At 68.5% G+C, this 14,834-nt stretch carries 12 protein-coding genes; 7 read left to right on the top strand and 5 right to left on the bottom strand.

Annotated elements, in window-relative coordinates; all coding sequences use genetic code 11:
- Positions 1-20: 20 nt before the first annotated feature.
- Positions 21-1,208 carry a TetR/AcrR family transcriptional regulator gene (locus tag AVR91_RS34240; RefSeq protein WP_063271582.1) on the bottom strand — a complete coding sequence of 396 codons (1,188 nt, stop codon included), beginning with the start codon at positions 1,206-1,208 and terminating at the stop codon, positions 21-23.
- A gap of 145 nt (positions 1,209-1,353) precedes the next feature.
- Here AVR91_RS34240 and AVR91_RS34245 point away from each other — a divergent pair, with 145 nt between their 5' ends.
- Together AVR91_RS34245 and AVR91_RS34250 are read left to right on the top strand one after the other, a co-directional pair.
- The gene (locus tag AVR91_RS34245) at positions 1,354-2,565 is read left to right on the top strand and encodes an acetyl-CoA C-acetyltransferase (RefSeq protein ID WP_016337012.1); all 1,212 of its coding nucleotides are present in this window, start codon (positions 1,354-1,356) and stop codon (positions 2,563-2,565) included.
- 10 nt (positions 2,566-2,575) lie between these two features.
- The gene (locus AVR91_RS34250; RefSeq protein ID WP_063271583.1) at positions 2,576-4,747 is read left to right on the top strand and encodes a 3-hydroxyacyl-CoA dehydrogenase NAD-binding domain-containing protein; all 2,172 of its coding nucleotides are present in this window, start codon (positions 2,576-2,578) and stop codon (positions 4,745-4,747) included.
- A gap of 84 nt (positions 4,748-4,831) precedes the next feature.
- Here AVR91_RS34250 and AVR91_RS34255 read toward each other — a convergent pair whose 3' ends face one another.
- The 3 genes from AVR91_RS34255 to AVR91_RS34265 form a co-directional block, all read right to left on the bottom strand.
- A complete protein-coding gene (locus AVR91_RS34255; protein WP_063271584.1) occupies positions 4,832-6,931 on the bottom strand; it encodes an MMPL family transporter in 2,100 nt (699 codons plus the stop codon).
- Between the two features lie 109 nt (positions 6,932-7,040).
- The gene (locus AVR91_RS34260) at positions 7,041-7,709 is read right to left on the bottom strand and encodes a response regulator (protein WP_063271585.1); all 669 of its coding nucleotides are present in this window, start codon (positions 7,707-7,709) and stop codon (positions 7,041-7,043) included.
- Positions 7,706-8,782 carry a sensor histidine kinase gene (locus AVR91_RS34265; RefSeq protein ID WP_063271586.1) on the bottom strand — a complete coding sequence of 359 codons (1,077 nt, stop codon included), beginning with the start codon at positions 8,780-8,782 and terminating at the stop codon, positions 7,706-7,708. The genes AVR91_RS34260 and AVR91_RS34265 overlap by 4 nt, the downstream gene beginning before the upstream one ends.
- Positions 8,783-8,866: 84 nt before the next feature.
- On the opposite strand from AVR91_RS34265, the gene AVR91_RS34270 reads away from it, so the two are divergent.
- The 5 genes from AVR91_RS34270 to AVR91_RS34290 all read left to right on the top strand — a co-directional run bounded on the left by AVR91_RS34270 (position 8,867) and on the right by AVR91_RS34290 (position 13,223).
- Entirely contained in the window at positions 8,867-9,424 is a 558-nt protein-coding gene (locus AVR91_RS34270; RefSeq protein WP_063271587.1) for an ArsR/SmtB family transcription factor, read from the top strand.
- Complete coding sequence (locus tag AVR91_RS34275) at positions 9,411-10,304, top strand: SRPBCC family protein (RefSeq protein WP_143254198.1); 894 nt, start codon at positions 9,411-9,413, stop codon at positions 10,302-10,304. The genes AVR91_RS34270 and AVR91_RS34275 overlap by 14 nt, the downstream gene beginning before the upstream one ends.
- A 9-nt stretch (positions 10,305-10,313) precedes the next feature.
- Positions 10,314-11,066: an SDR family NAD(P)-dependent oxidoreductase gene (locus AVR91_RS34280; RefSeq protein ID WP_063271588.1), complete on the top strand. Its 753-nt coding sequence runs from the start codon at positions 10,314-10,316 to the stop codon at positions 11,064-11,066.
- A gap of 73 nt (positions 11,067-11,139) precedes the next feature.
- Entirely contained in the window at positions 11,140-11,604 is a 465-nt protein-coding gene (locus AVR91_RS34285; RefSeq protein ID WP_228709418.1) for a DUF3761 domain-containing protein, read from the top strand.
- Positions 11,605-11,795: 191 nt separating this feature from the next.
- Positions 11,796-13,223, top strand: coding sequence for an MFS transporter (locus AVR91_RS34290; protein WP_063271590.1), 1,428 nt, complete (start codon positions 11,796-11,798; stop codon positions 13,221-13,223).
- Positions 13,224-13,275: 52 nt separating this feature from the next.
- On the opposite strand, the gene AVR91_RS34295 is transcribed toward AVR91_RS34290, so the two are convergent.
- Positions 13,276-14,829: an acetolactate synthase large subunit gene (locus AVR91_RS34295; protein ID WP_063271591.1), complete on the bottom strand. Its 1,554-nt coding sequence runs from the start codon at positions 14,827-14,829 to the stop codon at positions 13,276-13,278.
- Positions 14,830-14,834: the final 5 nt, after the last annotated feature.

Genomic DNA, 14,834 nt, shown 5'->3' on the forward strand with positions numbered 1-14,834 from the left:
TTGCGGAACACGCGAGTTTGCTAAGAGCTGACCTTCAGGACCGCGTGCGTCAGCGCGGTCAGCTCGGCCTCGAAGTTCGGGCGGCCGTTGACCCGCCGGGTGCGCGCGAGGTCGTTCGCGATGGTCAGCGCCGCGTGCACGGTGATCTTCACTTCGCGCAGGCTCAGTTCCGGGTGGACTTCCGAAGTCAGCGCGATCCAGCGTGCGACGTAATCCCGCTGGACCCGGATCAGATCGGCCTTGTCGCGTTCCGGCAACTCCATGGGGCTGCCGGAGAACGACACCAACAGCTCGGGCGTGCGGAGCAGGGTGTGCACGTAGGACGCCGCCAGCCTGCGGAGCGCGTCGCGTTCGTCGTCGGTCCGCAACGCGCGTTCCGCGGCGAGCGCCAGCCGGTCGGCCGCTCGATGTCCGATGGCCACCATCAGCGCGGCCTTGCTGGGGAAGTGCCGGTACACGCTGGGCCCGGCGATCCCGGCGGCCGCGCCGATCTCCTCCATGCTCACCGAGCGGAAGCCGCTTTGCCCGAACAGTTCCGTCGCGGCCGCGAGGATCTGCTCGCGGCGGGACGGTTCGCCGAGCGCGAGCGACGGCGTCTCCTCCGGCCGCTCGGAGGGTTCGGGAAGTGTGACATGCAGCACCGACTCCGCCAGCTGCACCAGGATCTGCGCGAAACGTTTCTTCGCCACGGACGTGTGATGCACGGAGACACTGCCGAACACGCTCAGCCCCGCCCAGCACAGCAGTTCGGCGTCGTCGGCGGTCAGTTCCGGACGCAACGCGCGCAGCGCCTTGGACCACGCTTCGAGTACCGCGCCGGACCGGCGGCGGATCTCGCGCCGCTCCTCGCGGGGTAGATGCCTGCCCTCCCAGCGCCACAGCGCGGCGACCTCGCGCCGCTCCACCGCCTGTGCCGCGAGGGTGCCCAAAAGGGCGTTGACCTGGGCGGGAACGGGAAGACCGTCGGCGAGCGTCTCGGTGGTGGCCGCCTCCATGTCGTCGATGCCGGACAGCACGACGTAGGACAGCACGGCCTGCTTGTCCGCGAAATGCCGGTACAGCGCGGGCCCGGTGATCCCGGCCGCGGCGGCGATGTCGTTGATGCCGACGCCGTGGAACCCGCGGGCGCGAAAGAGCTCCGCGGCGAGGCCGGCCAGCTGGGCCTTGCGGTCGCGCGGTCGCGGGGAACGCTCGGTCGGGTGATCCATAGGTGAACCCACGATAGCGCCGGTTGCGTGCATCGCAACCCATTGACACCATGGGGTTATCGCGGTTTATGTTAATCGGCATTAGCATGACTACTGGCCGGTACGTTTCATCTTGATACAGCGCCGTACGCGGAGGAGTTTTTCTGTGAGTAGCGAGGCCTACATCTACGAGGCGATCCGTACGCCTCGCGGCAAGAACAAGGGTGGTGCCCTCCACGGCACCAAGCCGGTCGATCTCGTGGTCGGCCTCATCGAAGAACTGAAGGTCCGGCACCCGAACCTCGACCCCGCCGTGATCGACGACATCGTCCTCGGCGTCGTGTCCCCGGTCGGCGAGCAGGGCGCCGTGATCGCGCGCACCGCCGCGCTGAACGCGGGCCTTCCCGAGTCGGTCGCCGGTGTACAGCTGAACCGCTTCTGCGCCTCCGGCCTCGAAGCCACCAACACCGCCGCGCAGAAGGTGCGTTCCGGCTGGGACCAGCTGATCATCGCCGGTGGCGTCGAGTCGATGTCGCGGGTGCCGATGGGCTCCGACGGCGGCGCGCTGTTCATGGACCCCGCCACCGCGTACGACAACTACATCGTCCCGCAGGGCACCGGCGCCGACCTGATCGCGACCATCGAGGGCTTCTCCCGCGAGGACGTCGACGCGTGGGCCGTGCGTTCGCAGGAGAAGGCCGAAGCGGCCTGGTCCGGCGGCTACTTCGCGAAGTCCGTCGTACCGGTGAAGGACATCAACGGCGTCACGATCCTCGACCACGACGAGCACCGTCGCCCGGGCAGCACCATCGAGGGCCTCGGCAAGCTCAAGCCCGCCTTCGCCGGTATCGGCGAGCTGGGCGGCTTCGACGCCGTCGCGCTGCAGAAGTACCACTCGGTCGAGAAGATCGACCACGTCCACACGGGCGGCAACTCGTCCGGCATCGTCGACGGCGCCGCGCTGGTCCTGGTCGGCAACGAGCAGATCGGCAAGGACTTCGGCCTGACCCCGCGCGCCCGCATCGTGGCGACCGCGACCGTCGGCTCCGAGCCCACGATCATGCTCACCGGCCCGACCCCGGCCACCGAGAAGGTCCTCAAGATCGCCGGCCTCACCCCGGACGACATCGACCTGTGGGAGCTGAACGAGGCCTTCGCCTCGGTCGTCCTCAAGTGGATCAAGGACCTGCACCTCGACGAGGAGAAGGTCAACGTCAACGGCGGCGCCATCGCGATGGGGCACCCGCTCGGCGCCACCGGCGCGATGCTGGTCGGCACCGTCGTCGACGAGCTGGAGCGCCGTCAGGCGCGCCGCGCCCTGGTCACCCTGTGCATCGGCGGCGGCATGGGCGTCGCGACCATCATCGAGCGGGTCTGAGGAAGAGACAATGACTGAAGCGAAGACCATCCGCTGGGAGCAGGACGCCGACGGCATCGTCGTGCTCACCCTGGACGACCCGAAGCAGTCCGCCAACACGATGAACGCCGACTTCCGCGAGTCGCTCGGCGTGGTCGTGGACCGCCTGGAGGCGGAGAAGGACAACATCACCGGTGTCGTCCTGACCTCGGCCAAGAAGACCTTCTTCGCCGGCGGCGACCTCAACGACCTGATCCAGGCCAAGCCGGAACACGCCGCCGAGATCACCGAGAGCAGCTCCCTGATGAAGGGCCAGATGCGACGGCTCGAGCAGCTCGGCAAGCCGGTCGTGGCCGCCATCAACGGCGCCGCGCTCGGCGGCGGCCTCGAACTCGCGCTCGCGACGCACCACCGCATCGCGGCCGACGTCAAGGGCAGCCAGATCGGCCTCCCCGAGGTCACCCTCGGCCTGCTCCCCGGCGGCGGTGGCGTGGTCCGCACCGTGCGCCTGCTGGGTATCCAGAGCGCGCTGCTGAACGTGCTGCTGCAGGGCCAGCGGCACCGCCCGGCCAAGGCGCTCGAGCTTGGCCTTGTGCACGAGCTCGTCGGCACCGTCGAGGAGCTGGTCCCGGCCGCGAAGGCGTGGATCAAGGCCAACCCCGAGGGCGGCGTGCAGCCGTGGGACGTCAAGGGCTACAAGATCCCGGGCGGCACCCCGTCGAACCCGAGCTTCGCGGCGAACCTGCCCGCGTTCCCGGCGAACCTGCGCAAGCAGATCAAGGGCGCGAACATGCCGGCCCCGCGGGCGATCCTGGCCGCGGCCATCGAGGGTTCGCAGGTCGACTTCGACACCGCGATCACCGTCGAGACCCGCTACTTCATCAGCCTCGCCACCGGCCAGGTCTCGAAGAACATGACGAAGGCGTTCTTCTTCGACCTGCAGAGCATCAACTCCGGCGGTTCGCGGCCGGAGGGCTTCGAGAAGTACACCGCCAAGAAGGTCGGCGTCGTCGGCGCGGGCATGATGGGCGCCGCGATCGCGTACGTCTCGGCGAAGGCCGGCATCGACGTCGTGCTCAAGGACGTCACCCTCGAAGGCGCCGAAAAGGGCAAGGGCTACGCGGTCAAGCTGGAGGAGAAGGCACTCTCCCGTGGCAAGACCACGAAGGAGAAGTCCGACGCGCTGCTCGCGAAGATCAAGCCGACCGACAAGGCGGAGGACTTCGCCGGCGTCGACTTCGTGATCGAGGCCGTCTTCGAGAGCGTCGAGCTGAAGCACAAGGTGTTCCAGGAGATCGAGGGCATCGTCAACCCCGACGCCGTGCTCGGCTCCAACACCTCCACGCTGCCGATCACCGCGCTCGCCGAGGGTGTCCAGCGGACCGAGGACTTCATCGGGATCCACTTCTTCTCGCCGGTGGACAAGATGCCGTTGGTCGAGATCATCTGCGGTGAGAAGACCTCGCCCGCCACGCTGGCGAAGGTCTTCGACTACACGCTGCAGATCAAGAAGACCCCGATCGTCGTCAACGACAGCCGCGGCTTCTTCACCTCGCGCGTCATCGGCACCTTCCTCAACGAGGCCGTGGCCGCGCTGGGCGAGGGTGTCGAGCCGGCGTCGATCGAGCAGGCCGGCTCGCAGGCCGGGTACCCGGCCCCGCCGCTGCAGCTGATGGACGAGCTGACCCTGACGCTGCCGCGCAAGATCCGCAAGGAGACCCGCGAAGCGATCGAGGCGGCCGGCGGCACCTGGAACGCGCACGCGTCCGAGGGCGTCATCGACCGGATGGTGGAGGAGTTCGACCGCAAGGGCCGCTCCACCGGCTCGGGCTTCTACGACTACGACGAGTCGGGTAAGCGGACCGGTCTCTGGCCGGGCCTGCGCGACGCGTTCAAGTCGGGCAGCGCCGAGGTTCCGTTCGAGGACCTCAAGGAGCGCATGCTGTTCGCCGAGGCGCTCGAGACCGTGAAGTGCTTCGACGAAGGTGTGCTCACCACCGTCGCGGACGCCAACATCGGCTCGATCTTCGGTATCGGCTTCCCGGCGTGGACCGGTGGTGTCATCCAGTACATCAACCAGTACGAGGGTGGCCTGCAGGGCTTCGTCGACCGGGCTCGTGAGCTGGCGGAGCGCTACGGCGACCACTTCACCCCGCCCGCTTCGCTGGTCGAGAAGGCCGCGAAGGGCGAGATCTACGAGTAAGCCGCTTCGCCCGCTTTAACATGCTAGGAACGGTCCTTTCCTTGCGAAATTTGCAAGAAAAGGACCGTTCCTAGCATCCGGGGGCTAACGCGACGCCGGTTCCAGCGCCACGTGCGGCAACCGCCGGTCCAGCCACCGCGGCAGCCACCAAGCGCGTTCCCCGAGCAGCCGCATCACCGCGGGCACCACGAGGCACCGGATCACGAACGCGTCCACCAGCACCGCCACCGCCAGCCCGAGCCCGAACTGCGCCAGCATCCGGTCGGGGTTCAGCAGGAACGCCCCGAACACCACGATCATGATCGCCGCCGCGGCCGTGATCACCCCACCGGTGGAGGCGAGCCCTTCGCGGACGGCATGACGCGCGTCGCCGGTGCGCCGCCACTCCTCGTGCATCCGGGACACCAGGAACACCTCGTAGTCCATGGAAAGCCCGAACACGATCGCGAAGATCAGTACCGGCACGAAAGCCTCGATCGGTCCCGCCTGCGCCCCGAACAGGCCGTCGCCGAACACCGCCGTCATCACGCCGAGCGCGGCGCCGATGCTCAGCAGGTTCAGCACGGCCGCCTTGAGCGGGATCAGGATCGAGCGGAAGACGACCATCAGCAGCAACGCCGACAGGCCGACGACCACCAGCACGAACAGCGGCAACCGGTCGCCGACGGCGTCCGCGAAGTCCACCGCCGCCGCGACACTCCCGCCGACCAGGTACTTGCCCGGTAGTCCCGGCAGAACCTCGGTCCGCAGCCGTTCCACCAGGTCGGCGGTCGCCGCGTCCTGCGGCGAAGACGTGGGGAAGGCGAGAACCGTCGTGACCCCCTGGCCCATCGGTGGCGTCACCTTGGCGATGCCCGGTGTGGTCTCGAGTTTCCGTTGCAGCGCGGCGCCATCGCCGTTCTCGGTGACCACGATCAACGGCTCACTGAACCCGGGGCCGAAACCCTCCGCCATCAGGTCGTAGGCCTGCCGGGTGGTCGACGTCTCCGGATCCGTGCCCGAGTCGGCGAACCCGAGACGCATGCCGAGCGCCGGCAACGAAAGTCCGATGAGGACGAGCAGTCCGATCGCGAGCGGCACCATCGGCCGCCGCTGCACCGCGTCCCCGAGCTTGCCCCATGCCTTGCCGTGTTCGCGTTTCGACGCGTGCTTGCGGATGCCCTTTTCCAGGCGCCGCCCGAAAAGCGAGAGCAGCGCGGGAAGCAGGGTGATCGAGGCCAGCATCGTCACGAGCACGGTCAGCGCGACCGCGAGCGCGACCCCGCGCAGCGAACCGAGGCCGAGCGCGAGCAGGCCGAGCAACGCGATGATCACCGTGCCACCGGCGAACAGCACCGACCGCCCCGCGGTGTCCAGTGCCCGCCTCGCCGCCTGCTCGCGGTCGAGACCACCGAGGATTTCGCCGCGATAGCGGGAAAAGATGAGCAGCGCGTAGTCCACGCCGACGCCGAACCCGACGAGCATCATCAATGGCGCCGTGTAACTCGCGATGTCGACGAACCTGCTGACGAGCACGATGACGCCGAGTGTGCTGCCGACGGCGAAGATCGCCGTGATCACCGGGAGCCCGGCGGCGAGGATCGAGCGGAACAGGAAGACGAGGATCACCAGCGCGGCGAGCAACCCGACGCCCTCCGACGGGCCGCCGCCCCCGCTGGTCCGCTTGATCGGGTCGCCACCGAGTTCGACCTGGAGCGCGGCCGTCTCCGCCTTCTTCGCGGTGTCGACGACACGCACGATGTCGTCGTACGGCAGATCTTTCGACTCGAGGTCGAAAGCGACCGCCGCGTAACCGATCGTGCCCTCACGCGAGATGGCCGACGGGGTGTCGAAAGGGCTCGTCACCGACTTCACGTGCGGCTGGTTCCGCACTTCGGCGAGCATCGTGTCGATCGGTCCGCGTGCGGTCGCGAGTCCGCTCTCGGTCTTGAAGACGATTTCGGCCGTCGCGCCGGTCTGTGCGGGAGCCTGTGCTTTGAACAGGTCCATGATCTGCTGGGATTCGGTGCCCGGCAGGGAATGGTCGTCGTGGTAGGCGCTGCCCGCCAGCTGAGAGCCCAGCGTGACACCGACGAGGGTGAGCAGCCAGAGCGAAACGGCGAGCCAGCGGTGACGCTGAGACCAGCCCGCCAGCTTCGAGAGACCGCCCCCAGGCCGCCTCTCGGAGAGAGTGATGGTGTCCATGCGGGAAAGCATCGGCTTTTTCAGACCGCATATCGTCGGGCTCGGGCGGGCACTCGGGCCGCAACTTCTGGGTACCCCTAAGGCGCTTCCCGTACTACCGGGGTTGTGGTCACGGGGTCAACCAGCGCGGGGTGACCATGCCCGATTCGTAGGCCAGCACGACAAGCTGCGCGCGATCACGGACGTCCACCTTGGTCATGATCCGGCTGACGTGCGTTTTCGCCGTCGCCGGGCTGAGCACGAGTTCCTTCGCGATCTCGTCGTTGGACAGTCCGGCCGCGACGAGGCTCATCACCTCGCGTTCCCGCTCGGTGAGCCGGTTCAGGGTGGGCGAGGGGGCGGGCCGGTCCACCCGGCCGGCGAACTCGGAGATCAGGCGGCGGGTGATCGACGGCGCGAGCAACGCGTCGCCCCTCGCGACCACCCGTACGGCGTGGATCAGTTCCTCCGGTTCGGTGTCCTTGACCAGGAACCCGCTGGCGCCCGCGCGCAAGGCGCCGTAGACGTCTTCGTCGAGGTCGAAGGTGGTGAGGATGACGACCTTGGTCCCGGCCCGCGCCGGATCTCCGAGCAGATGCCGGGTCGCGGTGAGCCCGTCCATCACCGGCATCCGGATGTCCATCAGGACGACGTCGGGTTCGTGTTCGCGCGCGGCTTCGAGGGCTTCACGTCCGTCGGCCGCTTCGGCGACCACGCTGATGTCGTCTTCACCGTCCAAAATGGATTTGAAGCCGGCGCGGACCAGCCGTTGATCGTCGACCAGCTGGACCCGGATCATTTCTTCACCCGCAAAGGAAGCCGGGCGCGTACCCGGAATCCGCCGTCCTCGCGCGCGGCCGCGGTGAGCTCGCCACCGAGTGACTCCGCCCGTTCGGTCATGCCGCGGATCCCGTTGCCGGGTACCGCCGCGCCTCCCCGGCCGTCGTCGTCGATCTGCACGGACACATCATGGGGCGTGTAGCCGATCCGCACCACGACGGTGTTCGCGGCGGCGTGGCGCGCGACGTTCGTCAGCGCCTCCTGGACCACGCGGAAGGCGGCGTGTTCGACATCGGGTGGCAGCTCCGTCGCCGTGCCGTCGATCTCGGTCCGGACGGTGAGCCCGTGCGCGCCCGCCGACTCGGCCAGTTCGGCGACCCTGGCCAGGCTCGGGGTGTCCGCCTGCCGCAGCATGCCCAGGGTGGCGCGGAGTTCGCGCAGTGCCTCCTTGCTGGTCTGTTTGATCGTGGTCAGGGCCTCCTCGGATTTCGCCGGATCCTTGCCGTGCAGGGCCGCGCCGGCCTGGACGTTGATGAGCGCCAGGTTGTGGCCGAGGACGTCGTGCAGTTCGCGCGCGATCCGGAGACGCTCGTCGGTGGCCCTTCGCTGCGCCTCGGCCTCCTTGGTGCGCTCGGCTTCCCGGCGGTAGTACGTCACGGCGCCGACCGCGACCAGCGCGATGAACCAGCCCGCCATCAGCAGGAACGCGAAGTTGTCCACCTGCCGTGTCGAGCCGGCCCCCGCTTCGCCGATCGCGACTCCGCCCATCGAGGCCGCCGCGACGACGGCCGCGCTCCGTATTCGCCCGGTCGAGGCGTTGTTGTACAGCGCGAAGGCGAACGCGAGCAGGACGAACCCGTCCGGATCGGTCTGCGGGTAGTAGACCGCGCAGCACACCGCCGTGAAGATCGCGACGAGGAGCGGGTACCGGCGGCGCAGGAACAACGACGCGCAGGCGAGCGCCACGCAGATCCAGCCGACGGCCGCGTTGCGCGGTGTCTCCGCGTCGTCCCCGAGCGAGACCACGACGGAACCCGCGATCACCGCCACGGTGACCGCGATTTCCGCCGCGTACCGCCGCAGGATCGCCACACGACGAGAGTAGCGCGGTCCGGGCCGGTTGACAAAATGGATTTTTACGTTCAAACTTATTTTTGTGATCAAGGGTGTGGCGTCGTGAAGGATGTGGAGTACCTCGATCGGCTGGACCAGGCGGAGGCGTTGCTGAAACCGCAGCGGGTGGACGTCCTGCGGCAGCTGGCGGAGCCGCGGTCGTGCACCGAGGTGGCGACGGTGCTGGATCAGACGCCGCAGCGGGTCTATTACCACGTGAAACGACTGGTGGAAGCCGGTCTCGTGAAACAGGTGTCGGAGCGGAAGGTGCGCGCCGTCAGTGAGGGCGTGTACCAGGCGACCGCTCGTTCGTACTGGCTGTCACCCGGGCTGGTCGGGCGGCTCGGCCCTCGGGTGGCGCGGGACGAGCTGAGCCTGGGCTACCTGGTGGACCTCATGGAGGAGGTCCAGGCGGACGTCGCCGCGCTCGACCGGACCGCGCCGGAGCTGCCGTCGATCGGTGTTTCCGGCGAGATCCGGGTGGCGCCCGAGCGGCGCCAGGAGTTCCTCGACGAACTGAAGACGACTTTGCAGGACCTGTTCACCCGCTACGGCGGAGCGGAAGGCGACGCCTTCAAGCTCGCCGTGGCCTGTTACCCGAAGGGAGATGCCCGTGACTGAACCGACGAGGTTCCAGGTGCGCCTGCGCGCGCCGATCGACGAGGTCTGGCACGCGCTGACCGATCCCGGGGCGCTGCGCGAGTGGCTTTCGGAGTACGCGGAAGTCGACCTGCCGTCCCGGTACGAGTTCTGGGGCCGCTACACGCCGGACGGCGATCGTCCGCGCCAGCGACTGTTGCAGGCCGAGGACAACGTCCTGCGGTTCGCGTGGACCGTCGGCGGGAAGGAGACCGTCGTCGAGATCGCGCTGACGGAAGACGGGGACGGGACGTCCTTGTCGTTCAGCCAGAGCGGGCTGCCGGACTACACCGCGATGCTCGCCGACCCGGATTCGTCACTCGGCATGATGTACACGTTCTGGGCGCTTTCCGTTTCGAATCTCGTCGACCACGTCGAAGGACGTCCGCTCACCGCCCGCTGCGACCTCACCTCCCCGCTGATGAGCGAAGAAGTGCGGATCGACGCGCCACGCGGTGAGGTCTACTCCTCGATCGCCGATCCCGCCGTGTTCACGCGCTGGTTCGGCGCCCGGATCGAGGCGGAGCCCCAGGTCGGCGGCCGCTGGGCGATGGGATCGCTGGAAATCGACCCGGAACCGGCGAAGATCGTCGATCTGGTGTCCGGCTCGAAGATGTCGCTCGCGTACCAGGACGGCGTCGTCGCCACTTGGGAACTCGAGGACTCCGGCGGCGGGACGAAGCTGACCTTCGTCCAAAGTGGATTCTCCGACGACAAACCGCCGTACGGCGCGTGGATGGGCTGGCTCAGCGGGCTGGCCGAACTGCGCAGGTTCCACGAGGTCCGCCCGTGGCGCCCGTTGTGGGTCGATGTCCAGCTGGAGGGCGCACCCGAAGGACTCATCACCTTGGACGGCAAATAGGAGGAAGCGATGTTGCTCGAAGGCAGGAACGCGATCGTCTACGGTGCGGCGGGCGGGATCGGGAGCGCGGTGGCCCGCGGATTCGCCAGGGAGGGCGCGACCGTCCACCTCACCGGCCGCACCCTGAAGAAGCTCGACGCGCTGGCCGACGAAATCCGGGCGGCGGGCGGGAAAGCGGAAACGGCGGAATTCGACGCACTGGACGAAGCCGCCATCGTCGAGCATGCCGCTTCGGTGGCTTCCACGGCGGGCAGCGTCGACATCTCGATGAACGTGATCACGCACAATGACGTCCAAGGCACGCCGCTGGTCGAAATGTCGCTGGAGGACTTGGAAAGCCCGGTCCGGACGGCGGTGCGGACGAACTTCCTGACCGCACGGGCGGCCGCCCGGCACATGATCGAGCAGGGGTCCGGGGTGATCCTGATGTTCGGCGGCGACGGTGATCCGCTGCCGGGATATCACCTTGGCGGGCTCCAGGTCGCGTTCAGCGCGATGGAGGCGTTGCGGCGAGGGCTGGCGTGCGAGCTCGGACCGCAGGGCATCCGCGTCGTGACCCTGCGCACCGGTGGGATCCCGGAGACGATCCCGGCGGACGCGGGGCTCGAAGGCGCCATCCGTGACATGGTCGACGCGACGATGCTCAAGCGGACGGCGTCGCTCGAAGACGTCGCCAGGGTGGCCGCCTTCGCCGCATCGGACCACGCGCGCAGCATGACGGCGACTGCGCTGAATATCAGTTGCGGCACGATGGTCGACTGACCGAGCAACCGCCGTTAACACCGGCGAACGATCTCCCGACTACGCGGCACTACCAGGTGCTGGGGAGGTCGTTATGCCGAAGAGCGCAACGAAGCTGGGCATGGCACTGGCGATCGGACTTCTGGTCGCTGGAGCCTGCGGTGTGGAGACCGTGCCCACCGGGCGGGTCACTCCGCCAAGCAGCCAGAAGTCGACGCCGGCGACCAGCACGTGGGCACCGTCGACGAGCCTGACCACGCCTACGCCGACACCTCAGCAGTTCGTGCCACCGGCCACGACCGCTGTCGAGGTGCCGACGCAGGTCGAGCCGAAGCCGACGAAGGCACACCCGAAGACCACACAGGCGAAGGCGCCGGACCCGGTGGAATGCGGAAGCGATCACTACCGCAACACCGACGGCGTGTGCGTCCATCGGCCGGCGAGCGGACCCGGTGCGACCGACGGCGCGACCGCCCTCTGCCGGGACGGTTCGTATAGCTACAGCCAGAATCGCCGCGGCACCTGCTCCGGGCACGGTGGGGTCCGCACCTGGCTGTGATCCCGTCCGTCAGTGCCTGTCGGTGAACCCGCGGCCGCGATCGACGTCGGCAGGGCGCTGCCTGGTCATTAGCGGGCCTTCGGCGAGGCGGGTTCACGCGTTCGGTCGGGTTCCAGGTGCACGTACAGCGTGACGCCCGGCTCTCCGGCATTCACTGGGAAGGGTGGTGCTGTGTAAGGTCGGATCATGGGATGCGCATGGTGAAACCGGCCGGACGGGCACCTTCGCCCCGGATCTTCGTGGTCGTGCTCGCCACCTGCGGGCTGGTGGCTTCGTTCATGCAGACGCTGGTCGTCCCGCTCATCCCGGCGTTTCCGCGGCTGCTCGACACGACCCCGTCGGACGCGTCGTGGGTGGTGACGGCGACCCTGATCGCCGGAGCCGTGGTGATGCCGGTGAGCGGCAGGCTCGGCGACCTCTACGGCAAGCGCCGGTTGCTGCTGATCAGTCTGGGGTTCCTGGTCGCCGGTTCGGTGGTGTCGGCGCTGACGAGTTCGCTCGCGCTGATGGTCGTCGGCCGAGGGCTTCAGGGCTGCGCGATGGGCGCGATCCCGCTGGGGATCAGCATCATGCGCGACGAACTCGCACCGGAACGGGTCGGCGCCGCGATCTCGGTGATGAGTTCGACGCTCGGTGTCGGCGGTGCCATCGGGCTTCCGGTGTCGGCACTGGTCGCGCAGAACGCCGACTGGCACGTCCTCTTCTGGGCGTCGGCAGGGCTCGGGCTCGTTTGCGGGCTGCTGATCCTCTTCGTGGTGCCGGAGTCGCCGGTGAAGACGCCGGCGCCGTTCGACTACCTCGGTGCCGTGGGGCTGACCGTCGGCCTGGTCTGCCTGCTGTTGCCGATCGTCAAAGGCAGCGAATGGGGCTGGGGTAGCGGCCGCACGCTGGTCTTCGGCGGGAGCGCGGTGGTGATCCTGCTGGTCTGGGGTGCCTACCAGTTGCGGCGCCGGGATCCGCTCGTGGACCTGCGGGTCTCCGCGCGACGCCCGGTGCTGTTCACCAACCTCGCGTCGATCATGATCGGATTCGCGCTGTACTCGATGGCGTTGTCGTTCCCGCAGCTGCTGCAGGCACCCGCGTCGACCGGTTACGGCCTCGGCCTGACGATGGTGGAAGCCGGGCTCTGCCTCGCGCCGAACGGTCTGGTCATGTTCATGCTGTCGCCGGTTTCGGCCCGGCTCATCGAGCGCTACGGGCCGCGTACGACGCTGATGGTCGGCGCCACGACCATCGCGGCCGGGTATGCCTTCGCGACCGTGTTGATGGACAACGCCTTCGAGCTGATCACGGCGTCGATCATCATCGGCGGTGGAGTGGGCATCGCTTACGCGGCCATGCCCGCGCTGATCATGGGCTCGGTCCCGGTCACCGAAACCGCGTCCGCGAACGGGCTGAACTCGCTGATGCGCTCCGTCGGCACGTCGACGTCCAGCGCGGTGATGGCATCCATGCTCGCGTCGCTGGCGATCACCGTCGGCGGGGTTTCCGTCCCGTCCGCGGCCGGCTTCCGGCTGAGCTTCGTGGTCGCCGCCGGTGCGGCGCTCCTGGGGCTCGTCTTGACCGTTTTCGTGCCGAAGCAACGTCAGCCCGAGCCACTGGTCGCGTCGGTCCACTAGCGCGCCTTGCGTTGCGATGAAGGGATTTCATCGCAACGCAAGGACACCTCGCTCAGAACAGGGTCGGGACGATCGCGTCGATCAGGTGCGGTCCCGGCTCGGCCAGCGCGCGCTGGAACTGTTCGGCCAGCTCCTCCGTGGTCGTCGCCCTGGTCGCCGGGACGCCCATGCCTTCGGCGATCTTGACGAAGTCCATGTCGGGCCGGGAGAGGTCGAGCAGTTCGTTCGCCTTGGGGCCGTTGGCGTCCGCGCCGACCCGCTGCAACTCCAGCCGCAGGATCGCGTACGCGCGGTTGTTCAGCAGGACCGTGGTGACGTTGAGATTCTCCCGGGCCTGCGTCCACAACGCCGAAATCGTGTACAGCGCGCTGCCGTCGGACTGCAGGTTGATCACCGGCCGGTCCGGCGCGGCGACGGCGGCGCCGGTCGCGACGGGCATGCCGTAACCGATCGCGCCGCCGGTCAGGGTCAGCACATCGTGCCGGGGCGCACCCGCGGTCGCGGCGGGCAGCAACAGCCCGGAGGTGTTCGCTTCGTCGGCGATGATCGCGCGTTCCGGCAGCAGCGCGCCGATCACCTCGACCCAGTTTTGCGGGGTCAACGGCCCGGACGGCAGGGCGGGCCGGGCGGCCTCCTGCAGTACGGGCTCGGTCTCGGCCGCGACCAGTTCCGCCACGTCGGTCAGAGCCCGCGGCACGTCCTGTGCGACATCGGCCAGCACATGGACCTGTGCGCCTTCGGGCACCAGGTTGCTCGCCTTGCCGGGATAGGCGAAGAACGAAACAGGTGCCTTCGTTCCGGCGACGATCACGTGCTTGATCCCGTCGAGCTGGTACGCGACCTGTTCGGCGAGATAGCCCAGCCGCTCGATCGTCGGCAGGCCTTCGCCGCGTTCGAGCCGGGCTGGGAAGGTCTCGACGAACGTCTTGACCCCGGTCGCGGCCGCGATCCGGCTGGTCGCGCGCAGACCGGCCTCGCGGCAACCGCTGCCACCGACGAGCAAGGCGACCGGTTCACCACTGGTCAGCACTTCGGCGATGTTCTTCACCGTCGTCGCGTCGACGACCTGCGGGATCCGCGGCGGGATGGGCGCGCAGGTTTCGCCGCCCTCGCCCCAGGACGCGTCGGCGGGGAGGATCAGGGTCGCCACCTGTCCGGGGGCGTCCTGCGAGGCCGCGACCGCCGCGGCGGCATCGGCGCCGACGTCCTTCGTGTGCTCCGAGCGGCGGACCCAGCCTTCGAGCGAACCGGCGACGGCCTCGATATCCGATTCGAGCGGGGCGTCGTACTGCTTGTGGTAGGTCGCGTGGTCGCCGATCACGTTGACGATCGGAGTGTGGGCGCGGCGCGCGTTGTGCAGGTTCGCCAGCCCGTTCCCGAGTCCGGGGCCGAGGTGCAGCAGCGTCGCGGCCGGCTTGTCGGCGATGCGCGCGTACCCGTCCGCGGCGCCGGTGACGACGCCTTCGAACAGGCCGAGCACTCCGCGCATCTCGGGCACGGAGTCGAGCGCGGCCACGAAATGCATCTCCGAGGTGCCCGGATTCGAGAAGCACACGTCGACGCCCGCGTCGACGAGCGTGCGGATCAGGGACTGGGCGCCGTTCATCTCAC

It is taken from the genome of Amycolatopsis keratiniphila subsp. keratiniphila (genome assembly GCF_001620365.2).
Lineage (GTDB): Bacteria > Actinomycetota > Actinomycetes > Mycobacteriales > Pseudonocardiaceae > Amycolatopsis > Amycolatopsis keratiniphila.

What these genes read in the sequence shown, in the direction of transcription:
- AVR91_RS34275 (WP_143254198.1), top strand. Translation starts at nt 9,411, where the DNA reads ATGCCCGTGACTGAACCGACGAGGTTCCAGGTGCGCCTGCGCGCGCCG.
- AVR91_RS34250 (WP_063271583.1), top strand. Translation starts at nt 2,576, where the DNA reads ATGACTGAAGCGAAGACCATCCGCTGGGAGCAGGACGCCGACGGCATC.
- AVR91_RS34255 (WP_063271584.1), bottom strand. Translation starts at nt 6,931, where the DNA reads ATGGACACCATCACTCTCTCCGAGAGGCGGCCTGGGGGCGGTCTCTCG.
- AVR91_RS34240 (WP_063271582.1), bottom strand. Translation starts at nt 1,208, where the DNA reads ATGGATCACCCGACCGAGCGTTCCCCGCGACCGCGCGACCGCAAGGCC.
- AVR91_RS34290 (WP_063271590.1), top strand. Translation starts at nt 11,796, where the DNA reads ATGCGCATGGTGAAACCGGCCGGACGGGCACCTTCGCCCCGGATCTTC.
- AVR91_RS34295 (WP_063271591.1), bottom strand. Translation starts at nt 14,829, where the DNA reads ATGAACGGCGCCCAGTCCCTGATCCGCACGCTCGTCGACGCGGGCGTC.
- AVR91_RS34280 (WP_063271588.1), top strand. Translation starts at nt 10,314, where the DNA reads ATGTTGCTCGAAGGCAGGAACGCGATCGTCTACGGTGCGGCGGGCGGG.
- AVR91_RS34285 (WP_228709418.1), top strand. Translation starts at nt 11,140, where the DNA reads ATGCCGAAGAGCGCAACGAAGCTGGGCATGGCACTGGCGATCGGACTT.
- AVR91_RS34260 (WP_063271585.1), bottom strand. Translation starts at nt 7,709, where the DNA reads ATGATCCGGGTCCAGCTGGTCGACGATCAACGGCTGGTCCGCGCCGGC.